This is a genomic window from Gammaproteobacteria bacterium (assembly GCA_013696315.1).
In the GTDB taxonomy this organism is placed as follows: domain Bacteria; phylum Pseudomonadota; class Gammaproteobacteria; order JACCYU01; family JACCYU01; genus JACCYU01.
On sequence record JACCYU010000102.1, the window covers coordinates 21,894 to 45,190 of the forward strand.

21 protein-coding genes are annotated in these 23,297 nt (G+C 61.3%); 10 read left to right on the forward strand and 11 right to left on the reverse strand.

Annotated features, from left to right (window positions below):
* Positions 1 to 7: 7 nt before the first annotated feature.
* Positions 8 to 874: a rod shape-determining protein MreC gene (mreC, locus tag H0V34_06155; GenBank protein MBA2491293.1), complete on the reverse strand. Its 867-nt coding sequence runs from the start codon at positions 872 to 874 to the stop codon at positions 8 to 10.
* Between the two features lie 144 nt (positions 875 to 1,018).
* The gene (locus H0V34_06160; GenBank protein ID MBA2491294.1) at positions 1,019 to 2,062 is read right to left on the reverse strand and encodes a rod shape-determining protein; all 1,044 of its coding nucleotides are present in this window, start codon (positions 2,060 to 2,062) and stop codon (positions 1,019 to 1,021) included.
* 114 nt (positions 2,063 to 2,176) lie between these two features.
* On the opposite strand from H0V34_06160, the gene gatC reads away from it, so the two are divergent.
* From gatC to gatB, 3 genes are all read left to right on the forward strand, one after another.
* On the forward strand, positions 2,177 to 2,464 hold the full coding sequence (gene gatC / locus H0V34_06165) for an Asp-tRNA(Asn)/Glu-tRNA(Gln) amidotransferase subunit GatC (GenBank protein MBA2491295.1): 288 nt from the start codon (positions 2,177 to 2,179) through the stop codon (positions 2,462 to 2,464).
* 80 nt (positions 2,465 to 2,544) lie between these two features.
* Positions 2,545 to 4,002 (forward strand): Asp-tRNA(Asn)/Glu-tRNA(Gln) amidotransferase subunit GatA, encoded by a 1,458-nt coding sequence (gene gatA / locus H0V34_06170; GenBank protein ID MBA2491296.1) that lies wholly within the window; start codon positions 2,545 to 2,547, stop codon positions 4,000 to 4,002.
* Between the two features lie 187 nt (positions 4,003 to 4,189).
* Positions 4,190 to 5,629: an Asp-tRNA(Asn)/Glu-tRNA(Gln) amidotransferase subunit GatB gene (gene gatB / locus H0V34_06175; GenBank protein MBA2491297.1), complete on the forward strand. Its 1,440-nt coding sequence runs from the start codon at positions 4,190 to 4,192 to the stop codon at positions 5,627 to 5,629.
* Positions 5,630 to 5,836: 207 nt separating this feature from the next.
* Here the strand turns inward: gatB and H0V34_06180 are convergent, their stop codons facing one another.
* The gene (locus H0V34_06180) at positions 5,837 to 6,427 is read right to left on the reverse strand and encodes a cysteine hydrolase (GenBank protein MBA2491298.1); all 591 of its coding nucleotides are present in this window, start codon (positions 6,425 to 6,427) and stop codon (positions 5,837 to 5,839) included.
* A gap of 218 nt (positions 6,428 to 6,645) precedes the next feature.
* Here H0V34_06180 and H0V34_06185 point away from each other — a divergent pair, with 218 nt between their 5' ends.
* Positions 6,646 to 8,700, forward strand: coding sequence for an NAD(+) synthase (locus H0V34_06185; protein MBA2491299.1), 2,055 nt, complete (start codon positions 6,646 to 6,648; stop codon positions 8,698 to 8,700).
* On the opposite strand, the gene H0V34_06190 is transcribed toward H0V34_06185, so the two are convergent.
* Genes H0V34_06190 through H0V34_06205 form a run of 4 tightly spaced genes read right to left on the reverse strand, consistent with a single transcriptional unit; the run spans position 8,697 to position 12,632 of the window.
* The gene (locus tag H0V34_06190; GenBank protein MBA2491300.1) at positions 8,697 to 9,524 is read right to left on the reverse strand and encodes a DUF4340 domain-containing protein; all 828 of its coding nucleotides are present in this window, start codon (positions 9,522 to 9,524) and stop codon (positions 8,697 to 8,699) included. The two genes, H0V34_06185 and H0V34_06190, sit on opposite strands and share 4 nt — an antisense overlap.
* Before the next feature lie 24 nt (positions 9,525 to 9,548).
* Entirely contained in the window at positions 9,549 to 10,907 is a 1,359-nt protein-coding gene (locus H0V34_06195) for a GldG family protein (protein MBA2491301.1), read from the reverse strand.
* Between the two features lie 7 nt (positions 10,908 to 10,914).
* Positions 10,915 to 11,670 (reverse strand): ABC transporter permease, encoded by a 756-nt coding sequence (locus tag H0V34_06200; GenBank protein ID MBA2491302.1) that lies wholly within the window; start codon positions 11,668 to 11,670, stop codon positions 10,915 to 10,917.
* A complete protein-coding gene (locus H0V34_06205; GenBank protein ID MBA2491303.1) occupies positions 11,667 to 12,632 on the reverse strand; it encodes an ATP-binding cassette domain-containing protein in 966 nt (321 codons plus the stop codon). Before H0V34_06205 ends, H0V34_06200 begins: the two co-directional genes overlap by 4 nt.
* Positions 12,633 to 12,932: 300 nt before the next feature.
* Between H0V34_06205 and H0V34_06210 the strand changes: the two genes are divergently transcribed.
* A complete protein-coding gene (locus H0V34_06210; GenBank protein MBA2491304.1) occupies positions 12,933 to 14,117 on the forward strand; it encodes a fatty acid desaturase in 1,185 nt (394 codons plus the stop codon).
* A gap of 173 nt (positions 14,118 to 14,290) precedes the next feature.
* Here H0V34_06210 and rpmG read toward each other — a convergent pair whose 3' ends face one another.
* Positions 14,291 to 14,458: a 50S ribosomal protein L33 gene (gene rpmG / locus H0V34_06215; GenBank protein MBA2491305.1), complete on the reverse strand. Its 168-nt coding sequence runs from the start codon at positions 14,456 to 14,458 to the stop codon at positions 14,291 to 14,293.
* Between the two features lie 2 nt (positions 14,459 to 14,460).
* Positions 14,461 to 14,697 carry a 50S ribosomal protein L28 gene (gene rpmB, locus H0V34_06220; protein ID MBA2491306.1) on the reverse strand — a complete coding sequence of 79 codons (237 nt, stop codon included), beginning with the start codon at positions 14,695 to 14,697 and terminating at the stop codon, positions 14,461 to 14,463.
* 159 nt (positions 14,698 to 14,856) lie between these two features.
* On the opposite strand from rpmB, the gene folB reads away from it, so the two are divergent.
* The 5 genes from folB to H0V34_06245 all read left to right on the forward strand — a co-directional run bounded on the left by folB (position 14,857) and on the right by H0V34_06245 (position 19,372).
* Complete coding sequence (gene folB / locus H0V34_06225) at positions 14,857 to 15,234, forward strand: dihydroneopterin aldolase (protein MBA2491307.1); 378 nt, start codon at positions 14,857 to 14,859, stop codon at positions 15,232 to 15,234.
* A gap of 253 nt (positions 15,235 to 15,487) precedes the next feature.
* On the forward strand, positions 15,488 to 17,023 hold the full coding sequence (locus H0V34_06230) for a DUF4331 domain-containing protein (GenBank protein MBA2491308.1): 1,536 nt from the start codon (positions 15,488 to 15,490) through the stop codon (positions 17,021 to 17,023).
* Positions 17,020 to 17,262 (forward strand): hypothetical protein, encoded by a 243-nt coding sequence (locus H0V34_06235; protein MBA2491309.1) that lies wholly within the window; start codon positions 17,020 to 17,022, stop codon positions 17,260 to 17,262. Before H0V34_06230 ends, H0V34_06235 begins: the two co-directional genes overlap by 4 nt.
* A 343-nt stretch (positions 17,263 to 17,605) precedes the next feature.
* Positions 17,606 to 19,045, forward strand: coding sequence for a c-type cytochrome (locus H0V34_06240; protein ID MBA2491310.1), 1,440 nt, complete (start codon positions 17,606 to 17,608; stop codon positions 19,043 to 19,045).
* Positions 19,046 to 19,048: 3 nt separating this feature from the next.
* Complete coding sequence (locus H0V34_06245; protein ID MBA2491311.1) at positions 19,049 to 19,372, forward strand: cytochrome c; 324 nt, start codon at positions 19,049 to 19,051, stop codon at positions 19,370 to 19,372.
* Positions 19,373 to 19,406: 34 nt separating this feature from the next.
* On the opposite strand, the gene H0V34_06250 is transcribed toward H0V34_06245, so the two are convergent.
* Complete coding sequence (locus H0V34_06250; GenBank protein MBA2491312.1) at positions 19,407 to 19,652, reverse strand: BolA family transcriptional regulator; 246 nt, start codon at positions 19,650 to 19,652, stop codon at positions 19,407 to 19,409.
* 697 nt (positions 19,653 to 20,349) lie between these two features.
* Positions 20,350 to 23,297, reverse strand: a 2,948-nt coding sequence (locus H0V34_06255; protein MBA2491313.1) for an NAD-glutamate dehydrogenase, incomplete at its 5' end; no start/stop codon positions are given.

The following is a 23,297-nucleotide window of genomic DNA, read 5'->3' on the forward strand; positions in this document are numbered from 1 at the left end:
ACTTACGTCAGGGCGCTGCCGGCGCCGGCGCTGCCTTCGCACGCGTTCCGGGCGTGGGCGACCATACCAGCAGGACCTCACGGCTACGATCCAGATGAGAAAATGGTACGGCTTCGAAGGTTGTAAACGGCTCGCCCGACTGGCGATGCACGCGCGTAATCGTGCCGACCGGATAGTCAGGCGGGTAGCGTCCGGCGAGTCCGGACGTGCTGACCACGTCGCCCACCCGCACATCCGCGTTAACCGATAAGTGGCGCAGGCTCAGCACCTGCGGGTTGCCGGTGCCGTACGCCAGCATGCGCAGGCCGTTACGGTTGACCTGCACCGGCAGCGCATGGCTGGGATCCGAAATCAGGATCGCCGAAGCGCTGAGTGGGTTCACTTCCGTAATCTGGCCCATTACGCCGTGCGCGTCCAGCAGCGGCTGGCCCACGAACGCGCCGTGGTTAGCGCCCTTGTTGATAACGATGCGCTGCCGGTAAGGGTCCAGGTCTACGGACAGCAACTCCGCCACCAGTACCCGCTCGCGGCGCAGTTGCGTGGATGATTTAAGCAGTTCGCGCAGACGGATGTTTTCATGCTCCAGTGCGGAGAGCTTTTGCAGCCGCGCACTAAACAGGAGTTGTCGTGCACGCAAATTTCGATTTTCCTCGACCAATCGCTTGTGCGCCACCAGCGTTTGCGTGAACCACAATCCGGCGCGCGACGGTAGATCCACCAGGTATTGCAATGGATAAATGACCGTGGCGAGCGATGTACGCAGCGGGTCCAGATGCGTATAGCGCTGGTCGATCGTCATCAGCACGATGGAGGTGATGACGCAGATCACCAGCTTGCCGGTGATCGATGCGTCGGCACTAAAAAGGGGTTTAATTGGCTGTTTCTCCCGTGTGGCAAGCGCGTTTGAGGCGCCGATGTTAAACCACGGGTTGCGGAGCGGATACCGATGCCGGCGACAGCCGGTCGAGGCGGGGATACCGGTGGTGAGGCGGGCCCCGCGAACGGACGCCGGGGATGACTACTCCATCGCCAGAAAAGAGGCGCGCTTGGAATCTATCATCTCCAGCACGCGCCCGCCGCCGCGCGCCACGCAGGTGAGCGGGTCTTCGGCAATCACCACCGGAATGCCGGTTTCTTCCATGATCAGCCGGTCCAGGTCGCGCAGCAGCGCGCCGCCGCCGGTCATTACGATGCCGCGCTCGGCGATGTCCGCGCCCAGTTCCGGCGGCGTCTGCTCCAGCGCCCCCTTGACCACACTGACGATGCCGAACAGCGGCTCCTGCAGAGATTCCAGTATTTCGTTGCTGTTGAGCGTGAAGCTGCGCGGCACGCCTTCGGACAGATTGCGGCCTTTGACCTCGATCTCCAGCAGTTCCTTGCCCGGATACGCGGTGCCGATTTCGTGCTTGATGCGCTCGGCAGTGGCCTCGCCGATCAGCACGCCGTAGTTGCGGCGCACGTAACCGATGATGGCGTCGTCGAACTTGTCGCCGCCGATGCGTACGGACGACGAATAGACGATGCCGTTGAGCGAGATCACCGCCACCTCCGAGGTGCCGCCACCGATATCCAGCACCATAGACCCCTGCGCCTCGTCGATTGGCAGACCCGCGCCGATGGCCGCCGCGATGGGTTCCTCGATGAGAAAAGTGCGGCGCGCGCCCGCGCCGGTCGCGGATTCGCGGATCGCGCGTCGCTCCACCTGCGTGGCGCCCACCGGTACGCACACCAGCACCCTGGGGCTTGGCCTGAAAAATTTGCTCTGATGCGCCTTGCGGATGAAATGCTGCAGCATCTTTTCGGTGGTAGTGAAGTCGGCGATCACGCCGTCTTTAAGCGGCCGTATGACGGTGATGCTTTCGGGCGTGCGGCCCAGCATGCGTTTGGCGTCGGTGCCCACGGCTTCGATGGTGCGCGCGCCACCGTTGCGATCGTGCCGGATGGCGACCACCGACGGCTCGTTCAGCACGATGCCCTTGCCACGCATGTAGATCAGCGTATTGGCGGTGCCAAGGTCGATGGAGAGATCGTTGGAAAATGCCCCGAATATACGGTTCAGCATGTTGGGCTGCCGATTAATTGTTATGTGTAAAGGGCGGTAATGTAGCAGTGAGGTCAGGTTTGGGCAAGCCGGGAAATATGATACTTTGCGGGTACTTTATTGCGGGAGACGGCAGTGGCGCTGAGCGCTGAAGACATCCGCAGGATCGCGCATCTGGCGCGGCTGCGGATTGACGAGCAGGATATCCCCCGCTACGCGGACAGCCTGTCAGAAATTCTTGACCTCGTGGAACAGCTGCGCCAGGTGGATACGCAAGGCGTGCTGCCCATGGCGCATCCGCAGGACGTTGCACAGCGGTTGCGCGCCGACGAGGTGACAGAAACCGACCAGCGCGCGCGCTTTCAGGAAAACGCGCCACTTACCGAGGCGGGCGTTTACCTGGTGCCGCGGGTGATTGAGTGAAGGAGCGGTTAAGAGTAGTTCACTTGCGGATCGATTTGCTACTCCTCACGCCTCACTCTCCACACGACGTTTTTTAGGCAATGCACGATCTCACCATCAAACAACTGACCGCAGGCCTGCGCGCGAAGGAATTCACTGCGCGAGAATTGATCTCGCATTTCCTCGCGCGCATCGAGCGCCATGCCGGCGCGCTCAACTGCTTCATCACCGTGACCCACGAGCAGGCGCTGGCGGCCGCGGATGACGCGGATCAGCGTCTGCGCGCGGGCGAGGGCGGGCCGCTGACCGGCGTGCCCTTCGCGCACAAGGATATCTTTTGCACCGGGGGCGTAAAGACTTCGTGCGGCTCGCGCATGCTGGATAATTTCATCGCGCCTTACGATGCTACGCTGGTACTCCGCCTGCGGGAGGCCGGCGCGGTGATGCTGGGCAAAACCAATATGGATGAGTTCGCCATGGGCTCATCGAACGAGACCAGCTACTACGGCGCGGTAAATAATCCGTGGGATAAGGCGCGCGTGCCGGGTGGTTCATCCGGCGGTTCGGCCGCGGCGGTGGCGGCGCGTCTGGTACCCGCGGCGACCGGTACGGACACCGGCGGGTCCATCCGTCAACCCGCCTCACTGTGCGGCATCACGGGACTGAAACCGACTTACGGCCGCGTATCGCGTTACGGCATGATCGCGTTCGCGTCAAGCCTGGATCAGGCCGGGCCGATGGCGCGCAGCGCCGAGGATTGCGCGCTGTTATTGCGGGCGATGGCGGGGTTCGATGCGCGTGATTCGACCAGCATCGATCGCGAGATTCCCGATTACGCCACAGGCCTCGATCGCCCGCTGGACGGTCTGCGCATAGGCTTGCCGAAAGAATATTTCGGCGAGGGGCTGGACGCTGGCGTGGCTCAGGTCATTGATGAGGCGATCGCGGGGTATCGCTCGCTGGGCTGCAACGTGATCGACATCAGCCTGCCCAACACGGGCCTCGCCGTACCCGTTTACTATGTGGTCGCGCCGGCCGAATGTTCGTCCAACCTCGCGCGTTATGACGGTGTGCGCTTCGGCCACCGCTGCGAGGATCCGCAAGATCTGCTGGATCTTTACCAGCGCTCGCGCGGTGAGGGCTTCGGGGCGGAGGTCAAGCGCCGCATCATGATCGGCACCTACGTGCTGTCGGCCGGCTATTACGATGCGTATTATCTTAAAGCCCAGCAGGCGCGGCGGCTGATCAGCGATGATTTTAAGCGCGCGTTCGAACAGGTCGATGTCATCATGGGGCCGACCTCGCCATCGGTCGCGTTCAAACTCGGCGAAAAAGCCAGCGACCCGGTACAGATGTATCTGTCCGACATCTACACGATCGCGACCAACCTCGCAGGCCTGCCCGGCATTTCAATCCCCGCCGGTTTACACCAGGACTTGCCGGTGGGCTTGCAGATCATTGCCAATCACTTCGACGAAAGCCGGCTGCTTAATGTCGCGCATCGGTTTCAGCAGGAGACCAACTGGCATACGCGAAAGCCGGACGGCTTCGCGGAATAGTGTCCGCGAAGTGCGCCTAAAATAATGTTGCCGTTTTGCGCACTGCCGTACGCACACTGGCAAGCACTAAGAATTTGCGGCATAGCTTACTTTCCTGCGTTCGCGGGACGGCTGCATGCTAACGTTCTGACTTAAGTCTTCCGCGTTTTTTGCGTACTTCGCGGACCGCTTTCCAGAGGTAAATTACATGCAATGGGAATCCGTCATCGGGCTTGAGGTTCATGCCCAGTTGATGACCCGATCGAAAATCTTTTCCGGCGCGTCCATCGCCTACGGTGCGGCGCCCAATTCGCAGGCGTGCGCCGTGGACCTCGGTCTGCCGGGCGTGCTGCCGGTGCTGAACGAGGCAGCGGTGCGGATGGCCGTCAAGCTGGGGCTGGCGATCGGCGCGCAGATCGCGCCGCGATCAGTGTTCGCGCGCAAGAATTACTTCTATCCCGATCTGCCGAAAGGCTACCAGATCAGTCAGTACGAGCTGCCGGTGGTGCATCACGGGCATCTCGACATCGTGCTGGACGGCGGCACAATTAAAACCATTGGCGTCACCCGCGCGCATTTGGAGGAAGACGCCGGCAAGTCGCTGCACGAAGATTTTCAGGCCATGACCGGTATAGACCTCAACCGCGCCGGCACGCCGTTGCTGGAGATCGTCTCCGAGCCGGACATGCGTTCGGCCAGAGAAGCCGTCGCTTACATGAAGAAGCTGCACATGCTGGTGCGCTATCTTAAAATCTGCGACGGCAATATGCAGGAAGGTTCGTTCCGCTGCGACGCCAACGTGTCGGTGCGGCCCGTGGGCGAGAAAAAGCTGGGCACGCGCGCGGAGCTGAAAAATCTGAACTCGTTCCGCTTCGTGGAGCGCGCCATCGATTTTGAGATCGAGCGACAGATCGAGCTGCTGGAGGGCGGCGGCTCGGTCGTACAGGAGACGCGTCTGTATGATCCTGGCAGGGACGAGACCCGCTCGATGCGCGGCAAGGAAGAGGCCAACGACTACCGTTATTTCCCGGACCCGGACCTGCTGCCGCTCGAAATCGACAGCACACTGATCGAATCGGTGCGCGCCGATCTGCCGGAACTGCCGGACGCGAAAAAGGAACGGTTCATCCACGACTTTGGCCTGAGTGCATACGATGCCTCCGTGCTGACCAGCACGCGTGAGCTTGCGGCGTATTACGAGGATGTCGTGCGCGAACTGGACGGCAGCCCCAAGCTCGCGGCCAATTGGGTAATGGGCGATCTGAGCGCAGCGCTCAACAAAGACGGCAGGGAAATCGGCGCGAGTCCGTTAACTGCCAAAGCACTGGCCGGACTGCTCGCGCGCATCGATGACAACACTATTTCCGGCAAACTCGCCAAGGACGTGTTCGAAGCCATGTGGGCGGGCGAAGGCGATGCCGACGACATCATCGAGAAGCGCGGCCTGAAACAGATCACGGATACGTCGGCGATCGAATCCATGATCGACGAAGTCATCGCCGACAATCCGCAACAACTCGAACAGTACCGCGCCGGCAAGGACAAGCTGTTCGGCTTCTTCGTCGGCCAGGTGATGAAGGCGTCGAAGGGCAAGGCAAACCCGGCGCAGGTCAATGAGATATTGAAGCTGAAACTCCGCGCGGGTTAGCGCGCGCATCAGTCGCGTGAGGAAATCGCCTCCGACCGTGCTGGCGCAGGGCTTCGGGCGAACGTGTGCTCCCGGCGTTGATGACTCAATCGCCGTTGTGGGTACGGCAAGCGAATACGAGCAGGCTTCAAGGGGTGCTTGTGACCTAACCGCAAGCGCCCTCTCGCCGTGGCAAACGCTGGGCGCAAAGTCTGCACTGCCTTTCGATCACGCCCGCGCGCCCAGATCCAGTTCGGTCGATAACGCGATATCCGCGCGCAGAACGCTGCGCATGTGTCGCAGGCTCTGCTCGTTCAATTCCGGATCTATCGATGCCACGCAGTCGGCCGGCACACATAGCTCATACTCCCGCACGTAAGCGTCGTTGGCGGTGAACAGCACGCAGCTGTCCGCCGTCAAGCCTGTCATGATAAGACGTTTGGCGCCCAGGTGGTCGAGCAGGATCGGCAGGGGCGTGGCATAAAAGCCCGAGTGTTTCGGTTTGAGGATAAAGTAGTCGTCTTCCTTAGGTCTCAGCATCTTCACGATGGGCTTGCCTCGCACATTCGATTCCAGGCCGTGCGACACCAGTGTTTCCAGGCTGGATCGCCAGCGACCAAAATTGTCGTTGACATAAACGCACGGAATGCCGGCGCGGCTGGCGCGCGCCTTGAACTCGATCAGGCACCTGGCCATGTTGAGCGCGGATTCGAACAGGCGGTCGGCGCCCGGAAACTCCAGATCGTTAATCACATCCACGATCAACAGCGCGGTACCGGCGCTATCTGGCGCGTTTCCATGAAGATCTTTGTCAGTCATTTTGTGTGTCCAATGTCGTCGCCAGATTACCCGGCAAAGAGCAATCCTGATGCCAGATTGATCTGTTTTAGCGCCCGCGTTGCCTTGCTTGGCATGAACCAGCAGGCGAGATGACTGCTCGATAGGTCGGCTCGGCGCTGGCTCGGCCCTGGGGTGTCGACGCGCGGTGCGTAAAAGTCGAAACTAGACGCGTCTGTGTTCAGTCAAGGGTCGGCGTTATGCCCCAACCGTTTCTCTCGATCTATACCCACAGGTTCATCCGCGCGGCCGTGTGCGTGCCGTTCGTGCGGGTGGCCGATCCCGCGTTCAATGTAGAGCAGGCCCTGGGCCTGGCGTGTCGCGCCTCGGAGATGAACGCCGCGGTCGCACTCTTTCCGGAACTCGGCATTTCGGCCTATTCCAGCGAAGACCTGTTTCATCAGGACGCATTGCTGGACGGCGTCGAAACGGCCCTCGCCCAACTCGTCGCGGCGAGCCGCGATCTTTCGCCGGTGTTGCTGGTCGGCGCGCCGCTGCGGTTCGAGGGCAAGCTGTTCAACTGTGCGTTCGTTGTGTACCGCGGGCGGCTGCTGGGTGTGGCGCCCAAGTCCTATCTGCCCAACTACCGCGAGTTTTACGAGAAGCGTCAGTTCACCTCCGCGCGCGCTGCCGTCGCGACGGAAGTTGAATTCGGGGGCGAGTGCGTCCCATTCGGCAACGATCTGATCTTCAAAGCATCGAACGTCAAGGATTTCTCGCTGCACGTGGAGATCTGCGAAGACTTGTACGCGCCGATCCCGCCCAGCACCTACGCCGCGCTCGCCGGTGCTACCGTGCTGGCGAATCTTTCGGCCAGCAACATCACGATCGGCAAGGCCGACTATCGCCGCGGCCTGTGCGCCTCACAGTCGGGCAAGTGCCTCGCGGCATACCTTTACTCCGCGGCCGGGCCCGGCGAGTCCACCACCGATCTGGCCTGGGACGGGCACGCCATCATTTACGAGAACAACGAACTACTGGCCGAAGCCCAGCGTTTCTGCTCGGACGAGCAAATCATTACCGCCGACATCGATCTCGAACGACTCGCGCAGGAGCGCATGCGCATGACCAGCTTCAACGATTCGGTCGGCGCGCATCTGGAGCGCGTGCGCGGCATGCGCCGCGTATCATTCGAGTTCGAAGCGCCCGTAGGCGAAATCCCGCTGCTACGGCGCATCGAGCGCTTCCCCTACGTGCCCAATGCCCCGGACGCGCGTGATGAACGCTGCTTCGAGGCGTACAACATTCAAGTGCACGGGCTTATGAAGCGGCTCACCAGCGCCGGCATCGAACGGATCATCATAGGCGTGTCCGGCGGGCTGGACTCCACGCACGCACTGATCGTGGCCGCCCGCACCATGGACCGGCTGAAACTGCCACGCGAGAACATCCTCGCTTATACCATGCCGGCCTTTGCAACCAGCACCGGCACACGCGACAACGCGCACAAGCTGATGCGCGCGCTGGGCGTGAGCGCGAGTGAGATCGATATCAAGCCGTCATGCGTGCAGATGCTCAAAGACATCGGCCACCCCTACGCAAGGGGCGAGGCAGAATATGACGTCACGTTCGAGAACGTGCAGGCTGGCGAACGTACATCGCATCTGTTCCGGCTCGCCAACCTGCATCAGGGGCTGGTGCTCGGTACGGGAGATTTAAGCGAACTGGCGCTGGGCTGGGCGACCTACGGCGTGGGCGATCATATGTCGCACTACAACGTGAATGCCTCGGTGCCGAAAACACTCATGCAGCACCTGATCCGTTGGGTGATCGGCTCCCGGCAGTTCGACGAGGACACCGGCGCCACGCTGCGGGATATCCTCGACACCGAGATCTCGCCGGAACTCGTGCCTGGCGATAAAGATCAAGACCACCCGGCGCAGAGTACCGAGGAGAAAATCGGCCCGTATGAGTTGCAGGATTTCAATCTTTACTACGTATTGCGCTTCGGCTTCCGGCCCAGCAAGGTGGCGTTTCTGAGTTTAACCGCGTGGGGCGACAGGACCAAAGGCGACTGGCCCGCGAGCTTGTCCGTCGAGGCGCGGCATGAGTACGATCTCGCGACGATCAGGAAATGGCTGGAAGTGTTTCTCTACCGCTTCTTCAAGATCAGCCAGTTCAAGCGCTCCTGCTTGCCGAACGGGCCCAAGGTCGGCTCGGGCGGCTCGCTCTCGCCCAGAGGTGACTGGCGCGCGCCTTCGGACTCGGAGGCGACGGTGTGGCTGGAGGAATTACGACGAAATACTCAGGACTAGTGGACGTCGGCAGGGGGCAACAGCGGCGCGGCGGAGGTGGCCGGCAGGTGGTACTGAAGATGCAGCGCCGGGCGCGCGAGAATCAGCTCCGGCTCGCTTGCAACGATGTTGAAGACTACCGGAGATCCATTTTCAAGCTCGACCGTTATCCGATCTCCCGATGGCTTGTTCCGGTACGTGCCTATGCGAATAGCGCTGGCTTCCCGCCAGGCGCGCAACGTGTCCTTGATTGCTCGCGGCGGAAACGCCGCTGGTGATGTTTTCCAGCTACCATCTTGCGCACGGCTGATGTCTATGTCCGGTAACCGCAGCGCCCGGATTCTCACGGCCATGGGCAGTAACGCGGTGGAAGCGTAGGCCGCCGCGCCCGAGTTTTCCAGATCGAGCAGGACATCGCTGATCAGGTGCATTGTGCGACCGGTTTGCACATAGCGTAGCTGGTTGACTGGGTTGATCCGCCCGAATGCGATCGATTTGCCGTTCAGTTTAACGGTAACGCCCGGGTTCGCCAGGCCAAAGCGCGCGAGCTTGAGCGAAGCGGCAGGGTAGCGCGTATCACCAGTCGTGATCGCCAGGTCCAGCACCGACGCGACGCGCGCCGGGTTCGCGCGGACTACAATCGGCGATGTCACCCACCAGTGTCGATGGCGCTTTTCAAGGCGGATGACCGGTTTGCGCCTGCGCTCGATAACGATGTGGTTTACAGCCTCCGCATCGATTCGCAGCAGACGCGCATCCGTCTGGCCCGGCCTCAGCCAGGCGACCGCCGCCAGCCCGGCGAGCACGACCAGCAGCCCGATATTCAACCATGCGCGCGCCGTCATCTGGCGGTCACCGTAGGGGAACCATTACCGCCGGCGGCGGCGCAGCCAGATCAACAGGCCCACCGACACCAGTGCTATGGGCAGCACGGTCAGGAAGAAAAATGCCACCGCGAAAATCTGTGTATTCCCCAGTGTAAGCACCGTGTCGGGGGCGCCTTTGGGGTTGATGGCGATCAGCTCGTCGTCGCGCGCCAGCCAGTCAAAGAGATTGGAGGCCAGCGCCAGGTTCTCGCCGTTGCCGATGTAGCCGTTCGCCAGGAAATCGCTGTCGCCCACTACCGCCACGCGCTGCTCCAGATCCCCACGCTCGCGGGTCAGCCCCAGCGCCAGGGTCAGCGGGCCGGCGCGATCACCGTTTTGACTGCTGAAGCTGATTTCCTTACCCGTGAGGCTGCCTGTTTCCGACCAGGTGCGCGCCAGCGTGGTGAGTATCGGAGCGGCACTCCAGTCCGTAGCGGTTCCGGTATCGAGCGCGGTGGCGAAGGGAAACAGGGTTTGCGCGGACAGGCCCTCGGTCACAGGATGCGTACCGTAATCCACCACCGGCACCACCGCGGGGTGCTGAATGCCCAGCATCTGGCGCAGCTCCGGGTTCGCGTCGACCAGCACGCCGTCGATGAATTCGATACCCAGCTCGCGGGCTAGCGGTCCCGTACCCGCTGGTTCATCCGGGTCGCGCAGCCACAGCAGGTTGCCGCCGCCGCGCACGTAGTCGCGCAGTTTCGCGACCTCGCCCGGCAGCAGCGCTTTGCGCGGCGAGGCGATCACCAGCAGGGTGGTATTGTCCGGGATCTGCGGATCGCGGATGAGATTGAGCGTGCGCACCTGCATACCGCCACGGGTGAGATTGTCGTTCAGGCGGCTGAAGCCGGGGTTGATCTCGGCTTCCGGATCGCGTTCGTCATGGCCTTCCAGAAACACTACCCAGCGAGGAGCGTCGCGCGCAAGCCGTTGCAGCGCCTCGGCCAGGGTTTGCTCGCTCATGTCGTCCACGGTCTCGGTGCGCTCGCCGACCGTTACCGCCATTTGTCCGGTGCTAGTGACACCGGCCGCCTGCGCGCGCTCCGGCTCCAGATCGGGATTGCTGAAACTGATGTTCAAGTCCGGCCTGAAGCGCTTATATTTCCCCAGCGTCTCCTCGATGCGGTCGCGCAAGGTCGCGTCTTCGGGCACGAACGCGGTAATCGAAATCGGCTCGGCTATGGTCGCCAGCAGTTGCTGACTGTCCTCCGACAACGTGTTGCGATTGCCCGCGGTCCAGTCCGCCTGATACCTGTACGCGGTGCTGAGCCACGCCAGCAGGCCGATGACACCGATGAACAGCATGACGAATAGGCCGTTCTGCAGGCGCAGCCGCCAGCGCGACCTGGGGGTGATTTCCATCAGACCTTCATCGCGCCAGGCGTTCGTTGTCCAGCCGCCGGATGGTCAGGATCAGGAACGCGGCGCTGAACAGGAGGTAGTAAATTAAATCGCTGCTGTCGAACAGGCCCTGCAGAAAGGAGAGAAAATGGCCGAAATGCGAGAGATAGATAAACAGCTCGCTGGCCGTGCCCTCGGCGCTGCCGGACATGTAAAGCACGACCAGCAACATGAGCAGCCCGACGCTCGCGACCGCGGCGATCAGAGGCGTTCGCACCTGCGCGGAGATGAACAGGCCCGCGGCCAGAAACGAGGCGATCATCAAAAACAGACCCAGCATGCCGGCGCCGAACTTGCCCCAGTCGAGCTGCGTGCCGCCCAGTAGCGACAGCGGCATCAGCGCGATCAGGGCCAGCAGCCCCAGGGTGAAGATCAGCAGGCTCAGATATTTACCCAGCACGATCTCGGTGACGGACAACGGCGCGCTGGTCAGCAGGGTGAGACTGCCCAGGGCGCGTTCCTCGCTGAAGATGCGCATGGTCAACAATGGCGACACGGCAAGCATCACCACGCCGGCCCAGAACAGCACCGGCGCCAGCACGGTATCGGTCACGCCCGGCGCACCAGGCACGCCCATGAGTTGCGGCTGAATGATGTTCAGATAGTTATCGACCAGGAACAGAAACAGCAGCCCCAGCACGAGCAACACCGCCGCCAGAATCACCCAGGCAAGCGGCGTATAGAACATGCGGCGCAGTTCGCCGCTGGCGATGGTGAGGATCATGCGATGGCGCGATTCTGGTCGGCGGCGGAACCGGCGTCCGCTTCGCTGTGCACCAGTTCCATGAAGATTTGTTCAAGCGTGGTGCTTTGTCGTTGGAGCTCGCGCAAGCGCCAGTTATTGGCGACCGATGACTCGACCAGCGCATCCACCGCGGCCGCGTTCCCGTACACGAGCCGCAGCCGGCCGCCGTCGAGCGGCTCGACCGTTTCGATCCCGGCCAGCCGGCGCAGTTCGCTCAGTGCGGGCGGTGATTCAAACGAAACGATCCACGCGTTGGCGCCTTTGCGCTCGCTTAAACCGGTGAGCGTGTCGTTGAACACCGTGCGCCCGGCGTGGATGATCCGCACCCGATCGCACACCGCCTGCACCTCTGGAAGAATATGCGTGGAGAGAATCACCCCATGCGTGCGGCCCAGTGCGCGGATCAGCGCGCGGATCTCATGAATCTGCACGGGATCGAGGCCCACTGTGGGCTCGTCCATGATCACCACCGACGGGCTGTGCACAAGCGCCTGCGCGATGCCGACGCGCTGCTGAAAACCCCTGGACAGATTGCCGATGATGCGGTGCCCGACATCGATCAGGCCGCAGTGTGTCTTGACCTCAATCAACGCGTCGGCAATGCGCGCGCGCGCAACACGATGCAGACGCGCGCAGTAGCGCAGGTATTCGTCCACGGAGAGATCGGGGTAGAGCGGTGGGCGCTCAGGCAGATAGCCGATGTGCGCCTTGGCGCGCTTCGGAGCATCGAGCAGATCGATGCCGTTAATCGCGATGCGGCCGCGGCTGGGTGCTAAGTTGCCGCTCAGCATCTGTAAAGTTGACGATTTGCCCGCGCCGTTGGGGCCCAGCAGCCCCAGCACTTCGCCGCGCCTTAACTTAAGGTTCAGGTTCTCGACCGCGCAGTGCTGACCGTAGTAGCGAAAGACGGCGTGGGCGCTGACCAGGGCTTCGTCGATCATTAAGGCGTAGAATATTGAGCGGCGGCGCGTCGCGCGCCATATGAATCAAAACGGGTCGGCGCGATTCTATAAGCTCCGCCGCGCAAACGATAGTGCGGTGCGGCACGCGACCCGCATGCGTGGCGGCGGCGTTCTGCCAAAGCGCACTTTGCTGCACGCGCAAATCGATACGCGGGATATTTGTCGCCGCACCGGTGTCCTATCGCGGTAGACGCCTCGAACCGGGTTGCTTTATAGTCGGTGCGGGCGTTAATTAACGTTACATATAAAATATTACGTATATTCGAGGGAATCTTGAACATAGCTACCGGTTTACTGGCCCTGCCATGGTGGGGCTACATCATCGTGGGTCTCGTGCTGACGCATGTCACCATCGTCTCAGTCACCATCTTTCTGCATCGCTATCAGGCGCACCGGGCGTTGACCCTGCATCCGGTCACCAGCCACTTTTTCCGCTTCTGGTTGTGGCTGACCACCGGTATGGTCACCAAAGAATGGGTAGCGGTGCATCGCAAGCACCACGCCAGTACCGAAACGCAAGGCGATCCACACAGCCCGCACGTCGAAGGCATTCACAAGGTGCTGTGGGAGGGCGCGGAACTGTATCGAGCCGAGATCAAAAATCATCCATTTACCGTGGAACAATACGGGCGCGGCACGCCGGACGACTGGCTGGAACGGCATGTTTACAGTCGCTACCCATACTGGGGCGTAACCTTGCTGGCGATTATCGAACTGTCGCTGCTCGGGCTCTACGGTGTCACCTTGTGGGCGGTGCAGATGATGTGGATTCCGTTCTTCGCCGCCGGCGTGGTGAACGGGCTGGGTCATTACTGGGGCTACCGCAATTTCGAGAGTCCGGACGGTTCCACCAATTTGACCAACTTCGGTATCCTCATCGGCGGTGAGGAAATGCACAACAACCATCATGCATTCCCGACCTCGGCGCGCTTCTCCAACAAGTGGTGGGAGTTCGACATCGGCTGGCTGTACATTCGCCTGCTGTCCGCGCTGGGTCTGGCCAGGGTAAAGAAAGTCGCGCCTAAGCCCCTGATTCGTAATGACAAGCAGGGCATCGACATCGAGACGGCGCGCGCCGTCATCGCCGGCCGCTTGTACGTCATGGCGCAATATGCCCGCAGCGTGACCCTGCCGGTTTTCCGCGATCAGTTGCGGCAGGCGGACCTGCCATACCGCGCCGCCCTCAAGAAAGTGAGGTTTGCTCTGGTGCGTGAGGAGAGTCGTGTGGACACGCAGGTGAAGGCAAGATTGCAAGACGCGCTGAGTCGCAACGACGCGTTGCGCACGGTGTACGAGTTTCGTGGCCGCTTGCAGGCGTTGTGGGGTCGCACCCATGATAGCCATGAGCACGTGATGCAGGCGCTGCAGGACTGGTGCCGCCACGCGGAAGCTACCGGCCTGGAGGTATTGCAGGAATTCGCTCGGCGGTTACAGAGCTATTCACTGCAGCCGGCGCGGGTGTAATCTTCGCGTTGGAATTCCCCGCTCACTCCTCGTTGTTACTATAGGCGCGCTATTGGCGGCGTGCCCCCCATCCATGGCGAGACGCTAAAGTGCGTCGATCCCACGGCCCAGCCGTCCATGGCTGGTCGTTCGCGGGCGCAAAGCTCGATCGCTTTGCGAATTCCCCGCTCACCTTACTTGATCTTGGATTCCTTGTAGGTCACGTGCTTGCGCACCACCGGATCGTATTTCTTGATCTCCATCTTGTCCGGCATGTTGCGCTTGTTTTTCGTGGTGGTGTAGTAATGTCCGGTGCCCGCGCTGGACACCAGCTTGATCTTGTCGCGTGCTGTTTTGGCCATGGTTATACCTTGCCGCCCTGGGCGCGCATGTCGATCAGCACCTGATCGATGCCTTTCTTGTCGATGATTCGCAAACCGCGCGTGGATACGCGCAGCCTCACCCAGCGCTGCTCGCTTTCGACCCAGAACCGGTGGAAATGAAGGTTCGGCAGAAAGCGGCGCCGGGTTTTATTATGGGCGTGCGAAACGTTGTTCCCCGTAACGGGGCGCTTGCCCGTGACCTGACAGATCCTGCTCATGCGGCGCTCCGGTTGCCGTAATCGTTCACAGACGGCGATTTTGACAAATAAGCCGTCAGGGTTCAAGGCGAACATGCGTAAACAACCGATGCACAAGGCCGCCCGAGGGTCGCCCACGGATATTGGCAGCGTGCGCCGCGGCCGCTATATTGACTACTAATGAGCGAACGACCCTCCGATCTTGTCTATCTGCGCGAACTGCGACTCGCCGCAGTGATCGGTATCTACGAATGGGAGCAGCGGGTCCGGCAGACGATTAGCATCGATCTGGAAATGGCGGCGGACTTCACATCAGCCGCGGCTTCCGATGCCATCGAAGACACCCTCAACTACAAGGCCATCGCGGAACGGCTCAGCAGTTTTGTCGAAGCAAGCCGCTTCAAACTGATCGAAACACTGGCTGAACGCGCCGCCGACATGCTGCTGACGGAATTCGGCATCCGCTGGCTCAAGCTCAGCGTGAGCAAACCCGGCGCGGTACGCGGCGCGCGCGAAGTCGGCGTCGTTATTGAGCGGTCGGCCGCGGCATCATCCTGATTCTCAAATAACTATTTGGCGAGTGACATCGGTTCGTGGCATATTCGCGCCCTGGGGATGGGGCTGCCCGACACTGCGCTCACGCAAGCTCGCGGTGAGGCGTTCGCAACTTCGATGGTCAAGCAATCAAATCTGCATCCAAACAGAAAAGCAAGCCGTATTTAGACATTACCGGAAATCTGATTCCGTACAACGTCGGGCTCATCCATAAGAGGGGAATATCATGCAGATCAAACCCATTGCGCATGTATTGATGGCCGCGGGCGTCGCCGCGGCATGTGCAGGCGCCTCAATCACGGCGCAAGCTTCCAGCCACCGCGAGGCGCCGCTCATAGCCGGCTTGCCCAAGGTGGACAACACTGATTTTTACATGTTCAACAGTTACGAGTCCGGGCGCGAGGGCTTCGTCACCATCATCGCCAACTGGGTACCGTTACAGGATTCCTACGGCGGGCCCAACTACTTCGCGCTGGACGATGCCGCACTGTACGAGATGCACATCGATAACAACGGCGACGCGGTCGAAGACATCACCTTTCAATTCCAGTTCGACACGAGCTTTCGCAAATTCTCCGTACCCACCGGCCCGGGCCTTGACGGCGCGCCGACCGAATCCGCCATTCCGTTGATCAACATCGGGCCGATCAGCCGGCCTGCCGATGCCAATCTGAACCGAGTCGAGCGCTACACCATGAACGTGGTGCGCGGCGACCGGCGCTCTGGCGTCAGCCAGCCCGTGACCGACTCTAGCGGCGCAACAAGTTTCATCAAACCGGTCGATAACATCGGCGAGAAATCCATCCCCGATTACCAGAGCTACGCCGACGCGCACATTTCTGACATTACCATTCCCGGTTGCAGCGCCGCCGGTGCGCGGGTTTTCGTCGGTCAGCGCCGTGAAGGTTTCTATATCAATCTGGGCGAGGTGTTCGACCTGATCAATCTCAATCCGGTCGGCGATCGCAGCGAGGGGCAGAATATCATCGACGACAAGAACGTCACCTCATTCGCACTGGAGGTGCCGACCGAGTGCCTGACCGCTGGACAGGAGCCGGTCATCGGCGCCTGGGCCACCGCATCGCTACCGCAAGCGCGCGTGCTGGACCCGACGCCGGATTTGGACGCGCCCACCGCCGACGGCGGCGCATGGACGCAGGTGTCGCGACTGGGTTCGCCGCTGGTCAACGAAGTGGTGATCGGCCTGCCGGACAAGAATCTGTTCAACGCGAGCCAGCCGGCGAATGATGTCAGCAACTTTGCGACTTACGTGACCAACCCGACACTGCCGGTGCTGGCCAACGTGCTGTTCGACACCGCGGTGCCGACGCCGCCCCGGCTCGATCTGGTACAGGCGTTCGTGACCGGCGTCGATGGTCTGACGAAGCCGGCCAACGTCAATCTTGCCACGCTGGCGGGTGCGGGCGAGATGTTGCGGCTCAACACCGCCGTGCCGGCGACACCAATCGGCAGCCAGAGCGATCTTGCGTTTCTGGGCTGCGACCTGAGCGGCTTTCCCAATGGCCGGCGGCCCATAGACGACGTAGTGGACATCGCGCTTAGTGTCGCACTGGGCGCCATTACCGCCGAGAATCCCAATGGCCTGCAAACCTGCGACGTGAGCAATCCCGCCAGCCCGAGCGTGGTGCCGGGCGCCGTGGTTACCGACGGCGCGTCGCTGGCCAACGCCGGAGACGGCCTGTTCATCGATCAGTTTCCGTATCTGGGACTGCCTTTGCCGGGCTCGCCATTCGAGTCCAGCGAGCCGAATGGCGGAGGTACCGGACTATGATTACGCGCTCACTTGTTGCGCTGCTCTGTGCCGCGCCGTTGCTCATGGCCGGTTGCGGCGGGGATGACGATGATGATGATGGCGTGGGTGCGGGGGGCAACGCCTTTACGGACATCTTCACACGGGACGCCAACTCAGAGCCGGTCGACTACGGCGATCCCGCCGCGCTTCAGCCCGGTATCGGCAAATTATTCGGTGGCCCGAATGAGGAACCCAGGGAGCCCGACGACGTTTTGTAGTCCGCATGACCAATGCCGCCAGCAGGGTGTTTGACCTCAGTCAATAAAAAGCAGGCGGCACATCGGAGGAATTCCAGGGGTCCACAGAGGCCCCTTCTTTTTTTCCGAGACGGCCGCCGGGCCTGCACACCCATCCACGGTGTGACATTTCCCCTCGGTCACTAATGTAATTTTAATTGATGCCTGTGAAGAGCGTCGATCTCTTCGCCAGAGCTTCCAGTTGACCGCGCGCATGTAATTAATGCTGTCCGATGGCGGGCGATTTTGTTCCGCACAGCTGAAAAATACGGTTATACTGACGCGGTTTTTTGTCCAAGCAAAATACATCGGAGGAGAGGCAGGCATGAGGCGAAAGCTGCCAGGCATTGGCGGAAAGTTATCGATTAAAGCCACCTGGCCGTGCGCATTCGCGATCCTGTGCGGCCCACTGAGCGGTTCAGTGCTGGCGCAAGGGAACGTCGAGGTGGGCAGGCTGAAGGCCGACACCTGTCTCGGCTGTCACGGTATACCCGGTTATACCAACGTCTATCCGTCCTATCACGTACCCATACTGGGGGGTCAGCACGCCGATTACATCGTCTCCGCGTTGCAGGCTTACAAGGCCGGTCAGCGCGATCACGACACCATGCATGCTCAGGCAGCCGAGCTTTCCGATAAGGATATGGCCGATATCGCCGCGTATTTCGAGTCGCTGGGAAGCGCGGCGCCCGGCGCCGGCAAACAAGCGCAACAGACGGCCTCGTCTGGTAGTCAGCAAACGTCCGCGAAGTCCTCGGGTGGCGCACAGGCCGGCGGCGAGCAGACCTACGCGCAGGTATGTTCGACCTGTCACGACTCCGGCGCCTCCGGCGCGCCCAAGCTGGGCTCCAAAACGGCCTGGCAGCCGCGCATCGCACAAGGCCGGCAGACACTGTACGAGCACGCCATCAACGGTATCGGCGCGATGCCGGCCAAGGGCGGCGATCCCAGTCTCAGCGAGGCGGACGTGCAGGCAGCCGTCGATTACATGGTCAGCGAAGCCGGCGGTGCGCAGCAGACTGCGTCCTCAGGCGGCAAGGCGGCGCAGGAATCTCAGCCCGCCGCTACCGGGGCGGGTATCAAGCAGGCAGCCGCACGCGGCGCATCGCTAGCCAATGAATCGGTTTATCAGGGTATGTGCGCTTCGTGTCACGATTCAGGCGCGCTAGGTGCACCGAAGATAACTGACAAGAGCGCGTGGCAGACGCGCATCGCCATGGGCGCGGAAGCCCTCTACACCAGCGCCATCGGTGGTGTCGGCGCCATGCCTGCCAAAGGCGGTAATCCGCAGGCCAGCGAGGCCGACGTGAAACTCGCCGTTGACTACATTATTTCTCAGGTTGCGGGCGGCGGACAGCAGCAATCAGGAAAAGCGGCTGCGGCCAGCGAGCCACGGTCAGGCGCTGCAACAAAGGGGCAAAATATCAAGCAAATAGCCACGCAGGGCGCATCGCTAGCCAACGAATCTGCTTATCAGAGCATGTGTGCTTCGTGTCACGATTCAGGCGCGCTGGGCGCACCGAAGATAACTGACAAGGGCGCGTGGCAGACGCGCATCGCGATGGGCGCGGAAGCCCTTTACACAAGCGCCATCGGTGGCGTCGGCGCCATGCCTGCCAAAGGCGGTAATCCGCAGGCCAGCGAGGCTGACGTGAAACTCGCCGTTGACTACATTATTTCTCAGGTTGCGGGCGGGCAACGGCAATCAGGAAAGGCGACCGCGGCCAACGAGCCACAGTCAGGCACTGCCAGAAAGGGGCAATAATCAATGAAAGCGATGCTTCTGACCTTGAGCGTCACGCTGTTTTTCAACATCGCGCAGGCGGAGAGTAACCCTGCCGCGGGCGAGAAATTAGCGCAACAATGCGCCTCCTGTCACGGGCCGGACGGGAACAGCACCTCGCCGACCTATCCCAAGCTCGCGGGCCAGCACGAGGACTATCTGGCGCAGGCGCTGCACGACTACAAATCAGGCGCGCGCGAAAATCCCGTAATGGCCGGCATGGCCGGGCCACTGTCGGAGCAGGATATCGAAGACCTGGCCGCGTATTTCTCGCAGCAGCAAGGTTTGTCTCAACCGGAGCTCGACTGAATACAGCCGCCGCCCGTGGGCGCCGGAGTATACCCTAGCGCGCGTTAAGCACGTGCCATTCCACAGGCGTGTAAGCCTTGATGGTTAACGCGTGCAGCTCTCCGCTGGCGATCTGCGCGTTCACCGTGGCGTAAACCTGCTGCTGTTCCTTGACCATGCTCAAGCCTTCAAACGTCTCGCTGATAACCACGGCTTCGAATTTGTAGCCGTCGCCGGTCACAATCACCTGCGCGCCGGGAATGCCGGCCTCGATCAGTGTCTTTATATCTTCGGGCTGCATGACTCAAGGGTAAAGGACTTTGAGCGCGCTGTCATGCGCATGTTGATCAGCGCCCGCGGGAAGCGTTGCAGGTTCGCTTTCCGTTTATTCTCACGAGGGCTGGCAGAATAATTTCATCGTGTGACAGTATCTTTTACGAGACGAAAACCCTGATTAGATTCATCCGGACGCCTGGCATATGAGGGTAAATTTGAGGTAATTCTGGCTTAGATTTTGTTATTGATGTCGTTATCGTCGTGCAGTTCGGTAACGCCACATCAAAACTTTTTGATTCTTATAGATGATGGCGTTGGCAGGAATATAGACGATCCCCGCACTTATTGGGTAGACCGTAGTGCCCTGGTGAAACGCAGGCGCTTGCCAAATGGAAACACTGAAAACAAATATCGGTTTCGCGGCACCTGCCGCTATTATTACGAATTCAATCCAAAATCCCGCATCATTGTGAGCTGGCGACATGAAGGGACTAACCAAGATTGCGAAATCTTACCCGTTTGACACTTACGCCAACGCCGGGAACATTGTATCCACTGCAGCAAGGCGGGTGCGCTATGAGCACCCCCGGGCTTCTAAAGATGACGCACGCTCATGTTGCCAGAAGCATCGGTGTAATTACCGCGTTAACCAAAGGTAACCTAAATAGGTTGTTAACCGTGTATCGCGAGAAAAGATCGCTCGGTGGCGCGTCGCGCGCGCCTTAAGCCGCGTTCTCCCCGTCGATTTGTCCGTCGCGCGTCAGCGCGCGGACTTCGCGCACGGCCACCGACAGCATCGCGAAGTTCGGCGTGCCGGCTGATTTCAGTTCGGCGATCACGCTACGATAATGGGCGAGCTTGTTCTGTTTGAGTTCCAGCCAGGTGTCGATTCGCTGCGCGAACGAAAGGCTGTCCGGCGTTAGCCTGAGTACATCTGTCGTAAGCTTGCGCAGTTCGACGCTCAGTTCGTCGCGCAACATGCCGCGCGCGCCGCGATGCCAGTAATCCAGCGCCGGCAGATCGCGCACGCACACGTAAAGCCAGTCGAACGACAGCGCGAAGCCCAGCTCGAAATAGACGTCCGTCACCACCTCCAGCGGCGTGTCCGTGTCGCGGGCCACGGTCACGACGTTGAGCGCGGCGAACACGATCTCCTGTCCCGCGACCTGTCGCGCCAGTTCCGCCGGCACGCCCGCGTCGCACAACTCTGCGATGTGCAATTCCAGCTCCACGTGGCCGTGATCGTGCAGCAGACGCGGAATGCGGGCTTGCACTACCTCCATGCCGCCGCGGAAATGTTCGGCCGTGGCGGTAATGTCCAGCGGCATGCGGCGATTGCGCAGCAGCCACACGGTGGCGCGATCGATCAAACGGCAGATTGCGGTCATCATTTCCAGTTGCATCGCGGCCGCGACCTTAGCGTCCAGTGCCTCGATCGCCGCCCACAATGCGCGCGCACCGAAAATCTCGCACGTGGCGGCGTACGCGCGCGCGATATCATCCGCGCCGCCACCAGTGCGCTCGTGCACCAGCATGTAAAACGTACTGCCCATGCGATTGACGATGTCGTTGGTCAGATGCGTGACGATGATCTCGCCGCGTAGCGGATGATCCACCAGAGCTTGCGCGAACCGCGCGCGCAAGATGGACGGAAAATACGCTTGCAGTTCGCGCGTAAAGTACGGGTCGTCGACGATGCCGGAATCGGTGAGTTCGCGCGCCAGCCGGATCTTGCTGTAGGCGAGCAGCACCGCGAGCTCCGGGCGCATCAGTCCCGCGCGCGCAGTCTCGCGTTTGGCGATCTCTTCGTCCAACGGCAGGGCTTCGAGCGCGCGGTTCAACAGGCGCTCGCGCTCCAGTTGCGCGATCAGGCGCTTCTGGTCACCCAACAGTTCCGCGGCTTGGGAGACGGCGAGGCTGATAGCCAGCGTCTGCAAATAATTGTCGCGCAGCACCTGACTCGCGACGTCATCGGTCATGGCCGCCAGCAACGCATTGCGCTGTTCGAGATTGATTTCACTCCTGGCCAGCGCGCGGTTCAGCAAAATCTTGATGTTGACCTCGTGATCCGAACAATCCACGCCGGCGGAGTTGTCGATCGCGTCAGTGTTGACCAGCCCGCCGCCGCGCGTGAATTCGATGCGCGCGAGCTGGGTCAGACCCAGATTACCACCCTCGCCGATTACCAGGCAGCGCAATTCGTTGGCGTCCACGCGCACGCCATCGTTGCCGCGGTCGCCCACATCAGCGTGGCTTTCCGCGCTGGCCTTCACGTAGGTGCCGATGCCGCCGTTCCAGAACAGGTCAACCGGCGCGCGCAAGATCGCGCGGATCAGTTCAATGGGCGGCAGTCGCTCGGCCTGAATGCCCAGCGCCACGCGCGCTTGCGGGCTTAACGCAATGGACTTCGCCGTGCGCGGATAAACCCCACCGCCGGTTGAAATCGCGCTAACAGCGTAATCGTCCCACGACGAACGCGGCAGCGAGAATAGCCGCTGACGTTCGGCCCACGCGAGCTCGGTGTCCGGATCGGGATCGATGAAGATATGCCGATGGTCGAACGCGGCGAGCAGGCGCATCTTCGGCCACCTCAGCATGCCATTGCCGAACACGTCGCCGGACATGTCGCCCACACCGACAACGGTGAACGCGGTGCTGCGCACGTCCAGCCCCAGCTCGCGGAAATGACGTTGTACGGACTCCCAAGCGCCGCGCGCGGTAATGCCAATCTTCTTGTGATCGTAACCATACCGGCCGCCGGAGGCGAAGGCGTCACCCAGCCAGAAGCCGTATTGCGCGGAAATCTCGTTGGCGATGTCCGAGAAACTGGCCGTGCCCTTGTCGGCCGCCACCACCAGATACGGGTCGTCCCCGTCGTGACGCACCGTGTCCGGTGGCGGTCGCACAGCGCCATCGACGAGATTATCGGTGACATCCAGAAGGCCGCTGATGAAAGTGCGATAACAACGGATGACCTCCCGCTGAACCGCGTCGCGGTCATCCGGCGTCGGCAGATTCTTGCACACAAACCCGCCTTTGGCGCCTACCGGTACGATCACCGCGTTCTTGACGGTCTGCGCCTTCATGAGGCCCAGCACTTCGGTACGAAAATCCTCGCGCCGGTCAGACCAGCGAATGCCGCCGCGGGCAACCCGGCCACCACGCAGATGCACGCCTTCCACCCACGGCGCATAGACGAAAATCTCGAACATCGGTTTCGGCAGCGGCAGTTCCGGGGCCTCGGCCGAGTCCAGTTTGAAGGCAAGGTAAGACTTCTCCTCGCGGCCTGCGGATTCACGTTGAAAATAATTGGTGCGCAGGGTGGCGAGCACGAGCGCCATGAAACACCGCAGAATGCGATCCTCGTCCAGGCTGGTCACTGCCTCCAGCGCCTGCTCGATGCGCGTTTTGACTGCTTCGACGTGCTCCGATTGCGGGGGCACAGTCGGGTCGAAGCGCAGCTTGAACAGTTCCATCAGCCAGCGCGCGACCGCGGGGTTGTTCGCCAGGCTCTGCTCCATGTACGCCTGGCTCAACGGCAGCCGTGTCTGCAGCAGGTATTTGCACAGCGCGCGCAGCAGTACGATCTCGCGCCAGTTCAGTTCGGCCGCCAGCACCAGACGGTTGAAGCCGTCGTTTTCGATCTTGCCGCTGACGATGCGTGTGAACG

Excerpts from the sequence above, each read along its gene's own strand:
- rpmG (MBA2491305.1), bottom strand. The coding sequence starts at position 14,458 with ATGGCCAAAACAGCACGCGACAAGATCAAGCTGGTGTCCAGCGCGGGC.
- H0V34_06160 (MBA2491294.1), bottom strand. The coding sequence starts at position 2,062 with ATGCTGAACCGTATATTCGGGGCATTTTCCAACGATCTCTCCATCGAC.
- H0V34_06250 (MBA2491312.1), bottom strand. The coding sequence starts at position 19,652 with ATGCAGCCCGAAGATATAAAGACACTGATCGAGGCCGGCATTCCCGGC.
- H0V34_06240 (MBA2491310.1), top strand. The coding sequence starts at position 17,606 with ATGAGGCGAAAGCTGCCAGGCATTGGCGGAAAGTTATCGATTAAAGCC.
- gatB (MBA2491297.1), top strand. The coding sequence starts at position 4,190 with ATGCAATGGGAATCCGTCATCGGGCTTGAGGTTCATGCCCAGTTGATG.
- H0V34_06185 (MBA2491299.1), top strand. The coding sequence starts at position 6,646 with ATGCCCCAACCGTTTCTCTCGATCTATACCCACAGGTTCATCCGCGCG.
- folB (MBA2491307.1), top strand. The coding sequence starts at position 14,857 with ATGAGCGAACGACCCTCCGATCTTGTCTATCTGCGCGAACTGCGACTC.
- H0V34_06190 (MBA2491300.1), bottom strand. The coding sequence starts at position 9,524 with ATGACGGCGCGCGCATGGTTGAATATCGGGCTGCTGGTCGTGCTCGCC.
- rpmB (MBA2491306.1), bottom strand. The coding sequence starts at position 14,697 with ATGAGCAGGATCTGTCAGGTCACGGGCAAGCGCCCCGTTACGGGGAAC.
- H0V34_06230 (MBA2491308.1), top strand. The coding sequence starts at position 15,488 with ATGGCCGCGGGCGTCGCCGCGGCATGTGCAGGCGCCTCAATCACGGCG.
- H0V34_06205 (MBA2491303.1), bottom strand. The coding sequence starts at position 12,632 with ATGATCGACGAAGCCCTGGTCAGCGCCCACGCCGTCTTTCGCTACTAC.
- gatA (MBA2491296.1), top strand. The coding sequence starts at position 2,545 with ATGCACGATCTCACCATCAAACAACTGACCGCAGGCCTGCGCGCGAAG.
- H0V34_06200 (MBA2491302.1), bottom strand. The coding sequence starts at position 11,670 with ATGATCCTCACCATCGCCAGCGGCGAACTGCGCCGCATGTTCTATACG.
- H0V34_06235 (MBA2491309.1), top strand. The coding sequence starts at position 17,020 with ATGATTACGCGCTCACTTGTTGCGCTGCTCTGTGCCGCGCCGTTGCTC.
- H0V34_06195 (MBA2491301.1), bottom strand. The coding sequence starts at position 10,907 with ATGGAAATCACCCCCAGGTCGCGCTGGCGGCTGCGCCTGCAGAACGGC.
- H0V34_06245 (MBA2491311.1), top strand. The coding sequence starts at position 19,049 with ATGAAAGCGATGCTTCTGACCTTGAGCGTCACGCTGTTTTTCAACATC.
- H0V34_06180 (MBA2491298.1), bottom strand. The coding sequence starts at position 6,427 with ATGACTGACAAAGATCTTCATGGAAACGCGCCAGATAGCGCCGGTACC.